Below are 15468 nucleotides of genomic sequence, written 5' to 3' on the forward strand. Positions count from 1 at the left end.
GTAGCGGTCCGTCAGCGCGCGGCGTGGGCGAGGGCGGAGGCGTCCTCCAGGAGCTGCTCCAGCCCCTGGGGGTCCTCCGTCACGCGGTAGTAGCCGCGGAGCCGGCCCGCGGCGTCCACGAGGACGAAGTGCTCGCCGTGGAAGAGGGAGAGGAAGTCGTCCTCGTCGGCTTCCTCGGCACGGCCCATCATGACGCGGAAGCCCTTCAGGACGGTGGTCTCCACCTGTTCCAGGGGGCCCGTGACGAGGCTCCAGTTGGCGGTGTCGAGGGCGTGGTCCCGGGCGTAGGCAGCGAGCCGTTCGGGCGTGTCGTAGCGTGGGTCCACGCTGAAGGACACGAAGTGCACCGGGACGTCCTGCTCGCGGGCGCGTCGCTGGAGCCGGGCCATGCGCTCGGTGAGCAGGGGGCAGACGGTGGGGCAGCGGGTGAAGAAGAAGTCCGCGACGACGACGCGGCGCTCCAGCTGGGCCTGGGTGAAGGCGCGGGCCTCCTGGTCCCGCAGCTCGAAGTGGGGCAGGGGACCGAAGTCGGGAAGGCTTCGGGCTTTCGCCTCGAGGGTCCGTGATTGGAGCCAGGGCCACGCGCCCACGACGAGCAGGCTGAGGCTCGCACCAATGGCGAGCACGGGGAGGAGGCGACGGCGGGGCCTGGTGTTCATGGGCGGGGTGCTCAGTGCTGGAGCCCGCAGGTGTCGAGGCATCGAGCGTCCTCTTCCACCTGACGAGCGGTTTCGGGGTGGGTGAGGGCGTTCGTGTAGATGCCGCGCACGGAGCCCAGGGGGTCGACCAGGAGCAGCAGTGACGTGGCGTCCTCGGCGGGATGTCCCCGCGTCACCGCGCGCATCGCCTGCTCCAGGGCGTCTCCCCGCCACAGCCTGCGCCAGCCGCGGGGCAGGGGACTGGGGAGGGGGACGGGTGGTTCGTCCCGTGTGACGAGGAGGACGTCCACGCCGAGCCCGGAGGCCTCCAGGCTCGTGTGCACCGCGAGCAGGCCAGCGGGCTGGAGTTCGGACTCGGAGAGGAAGTGGAGCAGGGTGACGCGGCCTCGGAGGTGTTTGTTCTCGAGCGGGCGGCCCGCGTCGTCGCTCAGTGAGAAGGCGGGCAGGGGGCCGTAGTCGGGGAGGACCGTGGGATGGGTCGTCGCTGGACGTCCTTCGTGCAGCGTCTTCCCGATGACGCCGACGAGCGCGGCGCACGTCAGCACGAAGAGGAGGATGCCCAGCCACTCCAGCAGCGTGAGGAACCAGAGCATCGCCGAGGACGGGCGACGATGCGTCGGCGGATGAGCGGGCGCGGACATCGTGCTGACGACATTGACTCAAGCTCTGTCGTGGCGAACGCGGTGAATTGTCGCAGGGCGCGGGACGCATGCCTGGTTGCGGCAACATGTCGCAAGGGGACGGAGGATTTGTCTGGCTACAGTCACCGTGGGGCGTGATGAAGACACGCGTCCATGGAGCGTCGACGTGAGGACATGGGTCGTGTGGATGATGTTGTCGGGAGCGCCGGCGTTCGCGACGCCGCGCGCGCAGGCCGAGGCGAGCACCGCGGAGTCCGTGGTGGGGATGACGCAGAGTGCCTCGGGACGGTGGCACGTGAAGGTGCTGTCCACGGCGACGCCGCTCAAACGCGGGCCACAGCGCTTCACCGTTCGCGTCTCGGATGCGGCGAACGGGAAGCTCGCTCAGGGACTGGAGTTGCGCGTGCAGCCGTGGATGCCGTCCATGGGACATGGCATCGATGAGGCCCCGCGCGTCACGTCGCGCTCGGATGGCGTGTTCGAGGTGTCGGAGCTCGACCTGTTCATGCCGGGGACGTGGGAGCTGCGCTTCACGCTCGCGGGGCGGGAGCAGGACACCGCGAGCGTGACGCTCAAGCTGGGCAGATGAGGTGCGCGTGAGGACCGTGCCCGGGTCGGGCGAGGACTGAGACGTCCGCGAGGGAAGCGGCTCAGGTGCTCGCCTTCTTCTTCGCCGGGGTCTTCCTGGCGCCTGCCTTCTGTTTCGAGGTCGCCTTGGTGCCGGTCTTCTTCGACGCCACTTTGCGCGCGCTGGCCTTCTTCGCCGGGGCCTTCCTGACGCCTGTCTTCTGCTTCGAGGCCGCCTTGGCGCCAGTCTTCTTCGCCGCCGACTTCTTCGCGGGCGTCGTCTCCAGGCCGCTCAGCGCCTTCTTCCACTGTTGGATGTACTCGGCGCGCGACGCCGCGTCGGGGAGCCCTTCCATGTGCAACGCGACGGTGTGCCCTCGCGCGGCCGGGAGGACGCGGAGCTGCGCGGTCCTCGGTCGCGGCCAGTCCGCGCGCGTCAGGCGGATGCGCAGCAGGGCCGGCGCACGCACCCGGACCGCCAGGACCTCCGTCCCATCCTTCAGCGTCGTCCGCTCACCCTCCTTCAACGCCGCGCGCGGCGAGGAGAGCCACCGCCCCAGGCCCGAGCCCTCGGCCCAGTTCCTCCAAGCGTCCTCGGCGCTCATGTCCATCGTGTGGCGAGCCCCTGCCGCATACGTTCCATCCGCCGCGAGACCTGCGAGCATTCTCCATCTCCTTTGCCGCCCACGATGGACAGGCGCGCACGTCCGGGCAACCGGGAAGTGACGCTGCGGACCCCCGCGGCCTTGGTGTAGAGGAGCCTGGTGACCCCACCCCCGTCCATCGCCGTCGACTTCATCGAGGAGGAGACCCGCCGCTATGTGCGGAGCTACCGCTCGGCATCGCTGTGCGCCGGCGTCACCTGGCGCGGTGAGTGGCATGTCCAGACCTACCGGAAGCAGGGCAACGCTCCCGCCTACGAGGCGCTCTTCGGCCTGGGCGGCCTCACGCAGGTCTTCACCGGCGCGCTGCTCGCCCTGCTCGTGGACAAGGGCCAGGCGCGGCTGGACATGACGCTCGGCGAGGTGATTCCCCGCGCGCTGCTTCCCGACGCCGACGCGGGGCGCATCACCCTGGAGCAGCTGGCCACCCACACCGCCGGGATGCCCCACCTGCCGCCCAACCTGGACGCGCCCGAGTCGCGACCGGAGGACCCGTTCGGTCACTACTCCGCCCAGCGCTTCGGCGACTTCCTGCGCGGCTACCACCCGACCGCTCCACCCCCGCGCCCCTTCTCCGAGTCCCTGCTCGGCATGGGCGTGCTGGGACATGCGCTCTCACGCCGCGCGGGCGTCAACTACGGGCACGCGCTCCGCGACTGGCTCTTCAAGCCGCTGAAGATGAACGACACCTCGACGCGCGTGACGGAGGAGCTGGCGCCCAGGCTCCTGCCGGGCCACACCGCGCGAGGCCGCCCCGTGCCCGGATGGACCTTCCCCGCGCTCCCCGGCGCCGGCGCGCTCCACTCCACGACGCTCGACCTGCTGAAGTTTCTCGACGCGTGCCTCGGCCGCGAGGACGCGGGCCTGGCGCGTGCGCTCTCGATGACCTGGGTTCCCCGCGCGGAAGCGGGCAAGGTGCGCATGGGGCTGGGCTGGTCGCTCTCCCAGGTGAGGGGCCACACCGTGGCGTGGTGCTCGTCGGTCATGGGGGGCTATGTGGGCTTCATCGGCCTGGCGCCCACGGCGGATACGGGCGTGGTGCTGCTGGCGGACCACGGGTGGTCGCTGTTCGCCGCACTCCGGGGGCGCGTGCCCCTGGAGGGGCCGGGGTTCGCGCTCCTCTCCCGCCTCATCGCACAGCCGCCGGAGTAGTTGGCGCGACACCCCTTCCGAAAAAGGTTGCGGCCTCATGACGAGGGCGTGGCAGGTTACGCCCACCGACACCATGGTTGAGTACGACCCGCATCGTTGGTGGAGTTACTTCCACTACCTCAAGGGCTCGATGGTCCGCGAAATCGTGGCCCGAGTCATGGTCTGCGTCCTGTGGTCCCTGGGCGTCGCCCTCTTCCACACCCACGTCCGCTCGGTGGCCATCCCCGCCACGGTGCACACCCTGGCCGGAATCTCGCTGAGCCTCCTGCTCGTCTTCCGCACCAACTCCTCCTACGACCGCTTCTGGGAGGGCCGGAAGCTCTGGGGCGGCATCGTCAACGAGACGCGCAACCTGGCGCGCGCCTCGGGCGTCTTCCTCCAGTCCCAGCCCGTCCTCTACACCGCGATTCTGAGGTGGACCGCGGCCTTCCCCTTCGCCTCCGCGTCGTCGCTGCGAGGCAAGGCGTCGCTGGGCCCGCTGGCGCAGGAGCTGCCCGCGGACGAGGTGGCCCAGGTGATGGGCGCCCAGCACGTGCCCTTCGCGGTGACACGCAAGCTGAGTTCGCTGCTCGACGCCGGCCGCCGCGAGGGACGCTATTCCGAGTACGTGCAGATGCAGCTGGACCAGAACGTCCAGCTCCTCCTCGACTACCTCGGCGGCTGTGAGCGCATCCGCAAGACGCCCATCCCCTTCGCGTACGTGATGCACCTGCGCCGCGCGCTGCTCGTGTATTGCTACACGCTGCCCTTCGCCTTGCTGGACGCGCTGGGCGGGCTGACGGTGCTGGCCACGTTCTGCGTCGCGTACGTGTTCTTCGGCATCGAGGAGATTGGCGTCGAGATCGAGGACCCCTTCGGCCACGACGACAACGACCTGCCGCTGGACCTCATCTGCTCCACCATCTACGCCAACCTGACGGCCATCATCCCCGCGCAGCCGCAGCCGACGCAGCCGCCCCCGACGACGTGAGCCCTCAGCGGCCCGTCACGGGCGCCGCGTCCGAGGGCGCGTCGCGGACACACAGCCAGAGGCCATCCTCGGGCGTACAGCGTGTGCCCGGGATTCGCTGGAGCTGGGCCACGCGCGCGGGGATGGACAGGTAGACGGTGCGCGAGTCCAACCGGCCCGCCGCGATGTCCGCGTCCAGGCCCAGGCAGTACTCCTGGGCGCGAGCGTCGTCGAGCCGTGTCACGTAGCCGCTGTTGAAGGTGAGGCCCAGCAGGTACGCGCGGTAGGCCCAGCGGTGGTAGTCCATGGGGCCCGCGCGGCAGCCACGGCCGGAGCTGTCATGCATCTGCGGTGGGTAGAGGACCAGGTGCTCGCGTCCCTTCGACGCCGCGGTGAGCTCGGGAGAGGGGGGCGTGCCCCAGCGGCCCGCGCCCTGGTTCGCCTGTCGGCCCTCGCCCAGGTTGAGGTCCATCACCTGGAGGCCGAGCAGCAGGCCCGCGAGCAGGGGAGCACGCGCGGGGCTCAGCCTCCTGGCGAGGACCAGCGCTCCGCCCAGGAGCACCAGGTAGTAGAGCGGCCAGATGAAGCGCCCCGAGGAGCGGAACGCCTCGACCCACGGCAGCACGGGCCGATAGAGCGCGGACAGGTCGGCGACGTCCTTGCCCAGGAAGGTCACCCGCGAGGACAGGGCGAAGAAGGCGAGCCCCACGGACAAGACGCTCACGGGGAGCCAGCGTCGCCACAGCGCGAGGTGCGGCGTGGGCTGGCGCGCGAGCAGGACGGCCGCGAGCAGGGCCCCGAGCAGCCCTCCGGCGCCGAGGTAGCCGAACCCCTCGTACTGTCCCCCGAGCCGGGGCAGCAAGGGCAGCAGGCGCGACCAGTTGTAGTGGTGGCCGTGCGGGTTGAAGAGCGTGTTGAGGTCCGCGGAGAACTCGCCGAAGCCGCCCGCGCCCACGGGAGTTCGGGTGCCCAGGTAGCCGAACACGAAGAAGAGCCCCAGCATGGCCGCGACACACGCCACGGCCGCGAGCAGCGGCACCTTCACGGGCAGCTGTCGCTCCAGCGCGGTGCGCACGCAGAGGCAGATGGCGAGTGGCAGCGTCATCACCGCGATGACGGGGTGGATGCCCGCGGTGAACACGCAGAGCGCCAGCGCGAGCCAGAGGGCCTGGCGTGCCGCGCGCGCGTCTGGCTGGGGGATGAGGTGCAACCCCACGAGCAGGACCAGGGGCCAGTGGGTGCAGAGCGCGACGTGCGACAGGGCCATCCGCGACAGCAGCGTGGGGGACAGCACCAGCAGCGCGCCGACACACGCCTGCTGTTGCTTGGAGGCGCCCAGACGCTGGGCGACCCAGGCCGCGGCCGCGCCCTGCAGCATGAGACACAGGCACAGCCACGGGCCGACGTACTGGAAGGTCGTGGGCAGCAGCGGGGAGAGGGGCCGCAGCAGCAGGCCCACCCAGGGCATCGAGTCCGTGTACCCGAGTGAGGTCCCCAGCGGATGGATGTAATGGGGGGTCGACCCCAGCGGGAAGCCCAGCGGGGCCTGCCGGAAGTAGAGCCACCCCATCAGGTGCTGGCTGAAGTCGTCGCGGATGAGCCAGCCGATTTTCCCAGGCTGGAGCGCTCCGGCGCCGAGGGTCGCCAGGAACGTGAGCAGCCCCGCGAGCGCTGCCAGGAGTGGTCCCTGCTGCTCGTCGCACCACCGGACGAAGGGGGGTCGGCGCGACGTCTCCGGGGGAGGGGACGCCGGGGCTGCGGGGGACAGGGCGGTGCTGGAGTCACTCGCGTCCGACATGGGCGGTGCTTGAGCACGGGACTTCCCGCCCCGTCAAGGCGGGGCGGGCAGCGGAGCGCTCCACCTCGGGCGCTGTCGTCGTGACGAGGCTTGAAGGCCCGTCGTCCGGCGCGGGTGACGGAGGCGTGAGCGCCCGGCCTCTACAGTCCCGCGAGCCGTCCCAGCACACGCGTGGTGTCCTTCTCGAGGAAGTCGACCAGCGCCGCCGCGCGCGTGTGCCGGATGAGGGGCGCGTTCTGTCCCGCCCACAGCGACAGCAGGTCCTCGCGTCCCTGCCGGGCCGCCGCCTGGCGCAGCGGCTGGGTGAGCCAGTTCTGGATGGGGTAGGGCGGCACCTCCCGCTCGTGCGGCGTCATCTCCCGCAGGAAGCGGTTCTTGATGCCGCGCGCGTAGCGTCCGGAGAACACGCGCGTGAGCACCGTGCCCCGAGCGGACTCCTGGCGCAGCGCCTGCCGGTAGACGTCGCTCGCGTTGGACTCCTCGCACGCGAGGAAGGCCGTGCCCACCTGCACGCCCTCGGCCCCCAGCGCCAGCGCCGTGGCCACCGTGCGCCCATCCGCGATGCCACCCGAGGCGATGAGCGGCGTCTTCACCCGGTCCGCCAGCTGGGGCACCAGCGCCGTCGTCGCCGGGGACTCCTCCGCCGGCCGGAGGAACGAGGCCCGGTGGCCTCCCGCCTCACTGCCCGAGGCGACGATGAGGTCCACCCCCGCGGCCTCCAGCGCCAGCCCCTCGTCCACGTTCGTCGCCGTGCCCGCCGTGAGGATGCCCGCCGCCCGGCACGCCTCCAGCACCCGCGCCGAGGGGATGCCGAAGATGAAGCTGAACACCGGCGGCTTGAGCGCGAGCACCGCCTCCACCTGCGCCTCGTAGTCCTGGGAGAACGCGCTCGGGTACGTGGGCTGCGCCAGCCCCAGCTCGTCGTACCAGGGCTTCAGCCGGTCGACGGCCGCCTGGAACTCCGCGGGCGTCGGGCGCAGCGCCTTCTCACCCTCCAGCGGCACCCACAGGTTGATGGCGAACGGGCGCGAGGTGAGCCCCCGCAGCTCGCGGACGGTGGCCTCGATGTTCTCGGCGCTCAGGTGATGGGCACCGAACGAGCCGAGCCCCCCCGCCTCGGACACGGCCGCCGCCAGCCGCGTCGAGGACATCCCTCCGCCAAACGGCCCCTGCACCAGGGGGAGCCGGGTCCCCAGCTTCCGTGCCACGCGCGTGTCGGTCCACATGGAAAAGCCCTCGTCGTCGTTCCAGGTGCCCTGTCGTAGCGAGGCGCCCCCGCCCTGTCCGGGTAGACGGCCCGCCATGCCCCCTTTCCAATAAAGGCGCGAAGAAGCCCGCCTTGTGGGAGCAGGCCGCCACGGCGCTTGCCCCGGTGGGGGGCGGGTGCCACCCTCCCGCGCCTTGGCTCTTCGCGAGGGACACCATGCAAGCACCCGGACCGAGGATTGAAACCGCGCGCCTCATCCTGCGCCCCACGGCGCTCGAGGACTTCGAGGGCTTCGTCGCCCTGATGTCCGACCCGGACTCGGCGCGGCACATCGGCGGGGTGCAGCCGCGCTCCGTCGTCTGGCGCGGCATGTGCGGGATGGCCGGAGGCTGGGCCCTCCAGGGCTTCTCCATGTTCTCCGTCCTGGAGCGCTCCACGGGCCGGTGGATTGGCCGGGTGGGGCCCTGGTGCCCGGAGGGCTGGCCCGGCACCGAGGTCGGCTGGTCCCTGCTGAAGGAGACGTGGGGCCGTGGCTACGCCACCGAGGCCGCCAGCGCCGCCATGGACTGGGCGGTGGACCACCTGGGCTGGACGGACATCATCCACTCCATCGCCCCGGAGAACGCCCCCTCCCAGCAGGTGGCGCTCCGGCTGGGCTCGCGCCTGAGGGGGCCCGGCAGACTCCCCGCCCCCTTCGAGGCCGCCACGGTGGAGCTGTGGGGGCAGACCCGCGAGGAGTGGCGGGCCCGCCGCGCGGCTCCGTCCATTGGCTGACCCCACGCGTGGGATTCCAGGGCACGACGGGGGCCCTGGTGTTATGTCCGCCGGTGGGCTAGTCCTCGCCCCGGGGGCGTGTTCACCCCGCCAGCTCCCTTTCTCACCGGGCAAGGGAGCGATTAGATTCGAGGTTCGGTTCACCCGAGCCATGCCGTAACTTCGCGACCTGCCACACCCTTGGGTAGCAGGTCCTACACCCCTTCGAAGGAGCGCAACATTCTTCGTGATCAGAGAAGCAGCCGCGGCCAGAGCCGCGACCAGAGGACCAACCGCCGCATCCGCGCCCGCGAAGTCCGCGTCATCGGCTCGGGCGGCGAGCAGCTCGGCGTCATGCCGCTCGAGGCCGCGCTCGAGAAGTCGCGCTCCGAGGGGCTGGACCTCGTCGAGATCAGCCCGATGGCTTCGCCGCCAGTCTGCAAGATCATGGACTACGGCAAGTTCAAGTACGAGGAGAAGAAGAAGGCCTCGGAAGCCAAGCGCGCCCAGGTCGTGGTCCACCTGAAGGAAGTGAAGCTCCGTCCGAAGACGGAGGACCACGACTACGACTTCAAGGTCCGCAACACGCGCCGCTTCATCGAAGAGGGCGACAAGGCGAAGGTCGTCATCCAGTTCCGCGGGCGTGAAATCACGCACAAGGAGCAGGGCACCGCCATCCTCGACGACGTGGCGAAGGACCTGAAGGATGTCGCCGTGGTGGAGCAGCCGCCGCGGATGGAAGGGCGCTTGATGTTCATGATTCTGGCGCCCAACCCGAAGGTGGCCCAGCGCGCCCGCGAGCAGGTCCGCGCCGCCGCGGCCGAGGCCAAGCGCGGCCCGCCGCCCGGCGAGAAGGCCGCCGCGGAGAAGCCTTCCGCCGAGAAGCCCGCCGCCGAGACGCCCGCCGCGCCCGCCGCGGCGAGCACCAGCACCACCACCGAGGAGAACGCGTCCGCACCCGCGTCCACCCCGGCGGGCACCACCCCCTGAAGAAGACGCCCCGCACGCGGTGGATGACCTCCACCGCGTAGGGGAGACGCTCCCGGGCCGCGCCGGTCCTCTTCCAGTCTCCCTGGAATGAGGTGGCGCGGCGGGAGGCATGAGGCGGACAGGCGCAGGGTTGTCCGGTGAAAGCGGTCCAGGCGAACAACCCCTGTCGAGCCGGTGTAGGCTGATAGGTTGGAAGCGCCTGTAAACCGAACTCAGCCCCATGCAGCAGAAGCTCGCCGCCGACATGTCGACGACCGCCGTGCAGACGAAAGGCCCACCCGCGACGGCCCCGCGGAGTGTGCCAGCGCTGACTGTCGTGTCTCATCCCCACCCCCAGCGCATCGGAGAGCAGCTCCTCTTGGAGGTGCTCGCCAGCGTGGGCCGGACGGCGGCCTTGTCGCGCAACGCCCCGGACTTCTCGCGGCCCGGGGGGCTGCTGGCGCTGCCGTTGGGAGACCCCTTCCTCAGCCGGACGCCGGTGCTCTTCGAGCCCGCGGCCCAGGGGGGGCTGCGCCTGCGGGTGCCGGAGGATGGCACCCAGGTGTGCGTGGCCGGCGAGTCGGTGGCCGGGGGCCGGGAGTTCACCCAGGAGGAGCTGGTGGCCGGGGTGCCGCTGGTGCTCGCCGAGCGCGTGGTGCTGCTGCTGCACCTGGCGTCCACGGCCGCCCCGTCGGTCCACCGGGATTTGGGGCTGGTGGGGCAGAGCCAGTCCATCCAGCAGCTTCGCGACGACATCCTGCGGGTGGCGGACCTGGCGGTGCCGGTGCTCATCCGCGGCGAGACGGGCACGGGCAAGGAGCTGGTGGCGCGCGCCATCCACGAGCAGGGGCCGCGCCGCTCGGGGCCGTTCGTCAGCGTGAACCTGGGCGCGCTCTCCAAGGAGCTGGTGGCCGCGGAGCTGTTCGGCGCGCAGCGCGGCGCGTACACGGGCGCCAGCCGCGACCGGGACGGCTTCTTCCGCGCGGCGCACGGCGGCACGCTGTTCCTGGACGAGGTGGGCGAGGCGCCCGCCGAGGTGCAGGCCGCGCTCCTGCGCGTGCTGGAGACGGGCGAGGTGTACCCGGTGGGCGGGCACACGCCGGTGCCGGTGGACGTGCGGCTGGTGGCCGCCACGGACTCCAACCTGGAGGCGCGCATCGAGGAGCGCCTGTTCAAGGCGCCGCTGCTCCACCGGCTGGCGGGCTTCGAGCTGCGCGTGCCTGCCCTGCGCGAGCGGCGCGAGGACATCGGCCCGCTGTTCCTCCACTTCGCCCGGCAGGAGCTGGAGACGACGGGCGAGGGCTGGCGGCTGTCGCCCACGGACCCGCGCGCGGCGCCCTGGCTGCCCGCGTCCGTCGCGGTGCGGCTCTTGCGCTACGCGTGGCCCGGCAACGTGCGGCAATTGCGCAACATCACCCGGCAGCTCGTCATCGGCAGCCGCGGCCTGCCCGGCCTGCGCGTGGACTCGCGGCTGGAGCAGACGCTGGACGCCGAGTCGCTGCCGGTGCCCGGGCGGGTGCTGGCCCCGGCCGGCGCGGGTGTCCCCGAGGCGGCGGGGGAGGCGAAGTCCTCGCGCCGCAAGCCCTCGGAGGTGGGGGAGGACGAGCTGCTCGAGGCGCTGCGCGCGTGCTCGTGGGACCTCAAGGCCACCGCGGACTTCCTCGGCATCCCCCGTCCGTCTGTCTACGTGCTCATCGACAAGAGCTCGCTCATCCGCACCGCGCGGGACTTGAGCCCGGAGGAAATCACCCGCTGCTTCCAGGAGTGCGCGGGAGACCTGGACAAGATGGTGCAGCGGCTGGAGGTCTCCCGCCGCGCGCTCCAGCGCCGCGTGCGCGAGCTGGGCCTGTCGGACGCGTGAGCGCGCCGGACACGTCAGTCCCCGGGGTGACACGTCGTTGACGTGTCCGCGTGCGCGCGCCGTGCGCGGGTGAAGCACCCGCTCCGAGGGACGGACACGTCGGTCGCCTCTGGTACGGTGCCTGCAACCCACACCGCGCATCTGCGGTTCCAACCCGGAAGGAGTCACGGCCCATGACTGTCACCGTCACCATCACGTCCGACGACATCATCTACAGCCCTTCGAACATCGTGAAGCACGGCGAGGAGGTGGAGTTCAAGCTGCAAGGCATCTCCTCCGCCCTGGTGGTCTTCAAGGACGGGACCACCTGCCTCTCGGGGCCGGGCTCCTTCACCCTGGACACGTCCAATCCGCTGGCGCAGGAGAGCGACCAGCAGGTGACGCAGACGTGCCTCAAGCGCCTCTACCCGTTCGACGTCGTGGTTCCCGCGCCCCCGCCGTCCCAGGCCGCGAGCTTCATCGGCTCCAACGCGGAGACGAAGAAGGGCGGCCTGGACGTGACGACGGACCCGCCCGAGGACCCGAAGAAGTAATCGGGCGTGGGTCTCAGGGCGCGGCGGGCCGGACGGAGAGCTCCAGGTCCGGTGCCAGCCGCGCCTTCCACGTCGAGGCCAGGTGCGGGTTGCTCGCCAGCGCCTGCTCCGCGTCCTCGCGGGCGCGCGCCGTCCACGCCTGACGCTGCTCCGGGACGGCGGTGCCCTCCGCCAGCGCCCACAGGAGCCCGGCGCGCAGCAGCCGTGCCCGGGCCCACTTCGGCCGGGCGGCGAGGATTCGCTCGACGCCCTCCAGGGCGCGCGTCAGCTTCCCGGTCGCGTCCCCGCCCTGGCGCGCCTTCCAGCGCCCCCAGGCCAGCGCCAGCTCGCTCGACGCCAGCACGTACTCCTGGCGCCGGGGGGACAGCGCCACCGCCTGGGCGAGCGCGTCCTCGGTCCGTCGGAAGTCCTCCTCCTTCGCGGTGCCCAGGCGCACCCGCTCGCGCGCGTGCACGTCGAAGAGGGCGCCCTGGTAGCGCCACGCGTAGCCCAGGCGCGGGTTGAGCTGCCGGGCGCGGTCCAGCGCCTCCTGCGCGCGGGTGAGCCGGGGCGCCACGTCGCGCCGCTCCTGCAGCGCGTGCGTGGCCGCGAGCACGTGCACGCGGGCCAGGTTGGTCCAGATGTCCGCGTCGCCGGGCATCATCTCCAGCGTCTTGCGGTAGGCGGCCTCCGCCGTCTTCAGGCCGAAGGACGGGTCCTGCCCGCGCGTCAGGAGGAAGCCCGCGCGCACCGCCTCCACCTCGCCCAGGTTGTTGTAGGCGTAGCTCTGCTGGGGGGCCGCCTCGCGCGCCTGCTCGAAGGCCTCGCGCGCCTCCGTCAGGAGCGCCTCCACGTCCTCGCCCTCCTCCCAGCGCTGCTCGGCCCACCACAGCAGGGCCGCGCCCAGGCCGTTGGCGAGCTGGGGCAGCTTGGGGTTGATGTCGCGGCCCTGACGGTAGAGCGCGAGCGCCCGCTCCAGGTCGGGCCTCGGGTCCTGGCCGTGCTCCTGGCGCCAGCGCGCCAGCTGCTCGGACACGTCCGCGCCCTGGTAGCAGGCGATGACGTTGCGCGGGTTGAGGGCGAGCGCGCGCTGGATGGCCTCCAGCGCGCGGGTGAGGTCCCCCTGCGCGTCCGGCGCCCGGGTGAGGCCCGCCCTCGCGCGGTAGGCGTTGCCCAGGTTGATCCACGCGTCGGCCTGGGTGTCGCGCAGGCGGATGGCGGCCAGGTAGGCGTCGATGGCCTTGCCCTGGTGCTCCAGCGAGTCCAGCCCGAGCCCGCTCTCGTAGTCGGCCCACACCTGATGCGTCACGCCCAGGTTGGCGTGGAAGGCGTAGTCGCGCTCCTCGGGCCCCAGCTGCTCGAAGGCCTCGATGGAGTGGCCCAGCTGCTCGCGCGGGTCCTGGGAGAGCCGCTGCAGGTGGCGCGCCCACAGCCGGTGGATGATGGCCAGGTCCAGCGTGACGCGCTCGGCGGGGGGCGCGAGCTTCAGCGCGGCCCTGGCCGCGTCGATGGCCTTGCCGAAGAGCGCCTCCACGTCCGTCGCGTTCTGGTTGGCGTGCTGCTCTCCCAGCCGGCGGTGCAGCCGCGACAGCACGATGAGCGAGCGGTGGTGTCCGGGCGCGGCCTGGAGCGCGCGTCCCAGGGCGGCGAGGCCCCGCTCGTACGGGGGCTGCACGTCGCCGGAGCCGTACAGCTCCATCACGAGCGCCGCCAGCTCCAGGCGCCCCAGGGCGTAGTGCGTGTCCGGCTGGCTCTCCGCGGTGGAGATGGCCTGGGCATACGCGCGCCGCCCCGCCTCCAGGTCCGCCTGGGAGCCCGCGCTGTCGCCCTGGTGCCAGCGCGCGGTGGCGCGGGCCAGGTGCACGTCGCCGCGCAACAGGGGCGCCTCGTAGAACCAGGGCCAGGTGTTGCCCATGGCGTCCAGGTGCGCCAGGGCCTCCTCGTGACGGCCTTCATGGAAGGCGAACAGGGCCTTCACGTACAAGGGCGGCGCGGGCACGTCCGGCCCCTCGGCCTGGCGCAGGTAGGCCAGCGCCGGGTCGCGGTAGCGCTGCTCCAGCTCGCGCCGGCGCGCCTCGCGCTGCTCCTGGCTCCTCCGCTCGACGTCCAGCAGCAGCTTCTCCCGGTACTGGTCTCCCAGCACCAGCGCCAGCGCCCAGGCGGCGCGGGGCTCGCGGTAGCCGTGGCGCCACGCCGACTCCAGCCGCGCCCGGGCGCCCTCCACGTCGCCCAGGGCCAGGAGCGCGCGGCCCAGCGCGTAGTGCCCGGGGCCCACCGCGTGCTCGCCCGCCTCGCGCACCTCGACCTCCAGCGCGTCCATGCTGGCGCGCAGGGCCTGCTGGTCCTCGCGCGTGTCGTGCAGGCGCGACAGGAAGGAGTAGCGCGCGGCCGCCTCGATGCGCTCCACCCGCTCGGTGAAGCTGCGCGTGAGCCGCTCGCGCTCGGCCACCTCCTTGCGCGCCACCACCGCCTGCCCCAGCGCCAGTGCCACCACCGTCAGCGCCGCCACCGCCAGGCTCAAGGCCACGCGGTGCTTGCGCGCCTTCTTGCGCAGCCGGTAGCCCACGCCCCGCCGCGCCTGCACCGGCTCCCCGCCCAGGAAGCGCTCCAGGTCATCCGCCAGCGCGCGCGCCGAGTCGTACCGGGCCGAGCGCTCCTTCTCCAGGCACTTGAGGACCACCGCCTCCAGGTCCTCGGGGATGTCCCGGTCCACCGCGCGCGGCGGCAGCGGCTCCTGCGTCTGCAGGCGGGTGATGACGTCCTGGCCGCTCCCCGCGAAGGGCGTCTGGCCGGTGAGCAGCACGTACAGCGTGGCGCCCAGCCCGTAGACGTCCACGCGCCGGTCCAGCCGGGACGTGTCCCCGCGGGCCTGCTCGGGGGCCATGTAGTGCGGCGTGCCCATCACCACGCCGCTCTGGCCCGCCTCCTCGCGCCAGTCGCGCGCCAGGCCGAAGTCCATGACGAAGGGCGCGTAACCCCCGTCCTCGGTGCGCTCCACCAGGATGTTGCCGGGCTTGATGTCCCGGTGCACCAGGCCCGCGCGGTGGGCGGCGTGCACGCCCTCGGCGGCCTGCCGCAGCACGAGCACCTTCTGCTCCGGCGTGAGCGTGGCGGCGAGCTGCCCGAGCGGCTGGCCGTCCACGTAGCGCATGGCGATGTAGCCGCGCCCCTGCACCTCGCCGACCTCGTACACCTCGCACACCCGCTCGTGGCGCACCCGGGCCTGGGCCCGCGCCTCCGACAGGAAGCGCCTGGCCAGCTCCGGGTCTCCGCCCTTCACGAACTTGAGCGCGACGTTGCGGCGCAACAGCGGGTCGTACGCCAGGAACACCTGCCCCATGCCTCCCTGACCCAGGAAGCGCACCGGCTGGTAGCGGTTCCAGTCCGGCACCGGGAAGACGGGGGCCTCGCTCGCGTCATCCTCCAGGGCGGCGACGGGGGGCGCCACCGGGGGCGTGCGCGGGTCCAGCGTGGTGGCCTCCAGCGGGGCGCCCCCACTGGCCGTGTCCTCCAACGGGGGGCCCAGCTCCTCGCGCAGGGTGCTCAGCGTGTGCTCGCTCACCCCGCCGCGAGCGCGCAGCAGCTCCAGCGGGCTCCTGCCCAGGCCGAGCGCCTCCTCGCGCAGGGCGGTCGCCTCCTGGGCGGAGACGAGCCCGTAGTCCAGCGCGAGGAGCAGCTCCTCCTCGTACCTCTCCTGCGTCTTCCCCGCCTTGTCCACGGCCCCCAGCATACGGGGTT

General features: G+C 72.2%; 13 protein-coding genes. 7 read left to right on the top strand and 6 right to left on the bottom strand.

Features of this window, described 5'->3' with window-relative positions:
• Window positions 1-11: 11 nt before the first annotated feature.
• On the bottom strand, window positions 12-659 hold the full coding sequence (locus K8625_RS00510) for an SCO family protein (protein WP_223751387.1): 648 nt from the start codon (window positions 657-659) through the stop codon (window positions 12-14).
• An 11-nt stretch (window positions 660-670) separates the two neighbouring features.
• On the bottom strand, window positions 671-1300 hold the full coding sequence (locus K8625_RS00515) for a hypothetical protein (RefSeq protein ID WP_223751388.1): 630 nt from the start codon (window positions 1298-1300) through the stop codon (window positions 671-673).
• Window positions 1301-1466: 166 nt separating this feature from the next.
• On the opposite strand from K8625_RS00515, the gene K8625_RS00520 reads away from it, so the two are divergent.
• Window positions 1467-1889, top strand: a complete 423-nt coding sequence (locus K8625_RS00520; RefSeq protein WP_223751389.1) for a FixH family protein — start codon at window positions 1467-1469, stop codon at window positions 1887-1889.
• 61 nt (window positions 1890-1950) lie between these two features.
• Here K8625_RS00520 and K8625_RS00525 read toward each other — a convergent pair whose 3' ends face one another.
• A complete protein-coding gene (locus K8625_RS00525) occupies window positions 1951-2532 on the bottom strand; it encodes a hypothetical protein (RefSeq protein ID WP_223781534.1) in 582 nt (193 codons plus the stop codon).
• 99 nt (window positions 2533-2631) lie between these two features.
• Between K8625_RS00525 and K8625_RS00530 the strand changes: the two genes are divergently transcribed.
• Window positions 2632-3681, top strand: a complete 1050-nt coding sequence (locus K8625_RS00530; protein WP_223781535.1) for a serine hydrolase domain-containing protein — start codon at window positions 2632-2634, stop codon at window positions 3679-3681.
• 73 nt (window positions 3682-3754) lie between these two features.
• Window positions 3755-4651, top strand: coding sequence for a bestrophin family protein (locus tag K8625_RS00535; protein WP_223781536.1), 897 nt, complete (start codon window positions 3755-3757; stop codon window positions 4649-4651).
• 4 nt (window positions 4652-4655) lie between these two features.
• Here K8625_RS00535 and K8625_RS00540 read toward each other — a convergent pair whose 3' ends face one another.
• Window positions 4656-6428, bottom strand: coding sequence for a DUF6311 domain-containing protein (locus K8625_RS00540; protein WP_223781537.1), 1773 nt, complete (start codon window positions 6426-6428; stop codon window positions 4656-4658).
• Window positions 6429-6568: 140 nt separating this feature from the next.
• The gene (locus K8625_RS00545; RefSeq protein WP_223751394.1) at window positions 6569-7654 is read right to left on the bottom strand and encodes a nitronate monooxygenase family protein; all 1086 of its coding nucleotides are present in this window, start codon (window positions 7652-7654) and stop codon (window positions 6569-6571) included.
• A 197-nt stretch (window positions 7655-7851) separates the two neighbouring features.
• Here K8625_RS00545 and K8625_RS00550 point away from each other — a divergent pair, with 197 nt between their 5' ends.
• The 4 genes from K8625_RS00550 to K8625_RS00565 all read left to right on the top strand — a co-directional run bounded on the left by K8625_RS00550 (window position 7852) and on the right by K8625_RS00565 (window position 11751).
• On the top strand, window positions 7852-8409 hold the full coding sequence (locus K8625_RS00550; protein ID WP_223751395.1) for a GNAT family N-acetyltransferase: 558 nt from the start codon (window positions 7852-7854) through the stop codon (window positions 8407-8409).
• Window positions 8410-8628: 219 nt separating this feature from the next.
• Entirely contained in the window at window positions 8629-9378 is a 750-nt protein-coding gene (gene infC, locus K8625_RS00555) for a translation initiation factor IF-3 (protein ID WP_223751407.1), read from the top strand.
• Between the two features lie 220 nt (window positions 9379-9598).
• Window positions 9599-11218, top strand: a complete 1620-nt coding sequence (locus tag K8625_RS00560; protein ID WP_223751396.1) for a sigma 54-interacting transcriptional regulator — start codon at window positions 9599-9601, stop codon at window positions 11216-11218.
• Between the two features lie 173 nt (window positions 11219-11391).
• Window positions 11392-11751, top strand: coding sequence for a hypothetical protein (locus tag K8625_RS00565; protein ID WP_223751397.1), 360 nt, complete (start codon window positions 11392-11394; stop codon window positions 11749-11751).
• 13 nt (window positions 11752-11764) lie between these two features.
• Here the strand turns inward: K8625_RS00565 and K8625_RS00570 are convergent, their stop codons facing one another.
• A complete protein-coding gene (locus tag K8625_RS00570; protein ID WP_223781538.1) occupies window positions 11765-15460 on the bottom strand; it encodes a protein kinase in 3696 nt (1231 codons plus the stop codon).
• Window positions 15461-15468: the final 8 nt, after the last annotated feature.

The organism is Myxococcus sp. AS-1-15, assembly GCF_020037055.1.
GTDB classification, from domain to species: Bacteria; Myxococcota; Myxococcia; order Myxococcales; family Myxococcaceae; genus Myxococcus; species Myxococcus fulvus.

Coding starts and splice junctions, on each gene's coding strand:
- K8625_RS00510 (WP_223751387.1), bottom strand. CDS start 659: ATGAACACCAGGCCCCGCCGTCGCCTCCTCCCCGTGCTCGCCATTGGT.
- K8625_RS00515 (WP_223751388.1), bottom strand. CDS start 1,300: ATGTCCGCGCCCGCTCATCCGCCGACGCATCGTCGCCCGTCCTCGGCG.
- K8625_RS00525 (WP_223781534.1), bottom strand. CDS start 2,532: ATGCTCGCAGGTCTCGCGGCGGATGGAACGTATGCGGCAGGGGCTCGC.
- K8625_RS00535 (WP_223781536.1), top strand. CDS start 3,755: ATGGTTGAGTACGACCCGCATCGTTGGTGGAGTTACTTCCACTACCTC.
- K8625_RS00540 (WP_223781537.1), bottom strand. CDS start 6,428: ATGTCGGACGCGAGTGACTCCAGCACCGCCCTGTCCCCCGCAGCCCCG.
- K8625_RS00545 (WP_223751394.1), bottom strand. CDS start 7,654: ATGTGGACCGACACGCGCGTGGCACGGAAGCTGGGGACCCGGCTCCCC.
- K8625_RS00550 (WP_223751395.1), top strand. CDS start 7,852: ATGCAAGCACCCGGACCGAGGATTGAAACCGCGCGCCTCATCCTGCGC.
- K8625_RS00560 (WP_223751396.1), top strand. CDS start 9,599: ATGCAGCAGAAGCTCGCCGCCGACATGTCGACGACCGCCGTGCAGACG.
- K8625_RS00565 (WP_223751397.1), top strand. CDS start 11,392: ATGACTGTCACCGTCACCATCACGTCCGACGACATCATCTACAGCCCT.
- K8625_RS00570 (WP_223781538.1), bottom strand. CDS start 15,460: ATGCTGGGGGCCGTGGACAAGGCGGGGAAGACGCAGGAGAGGTACGAG.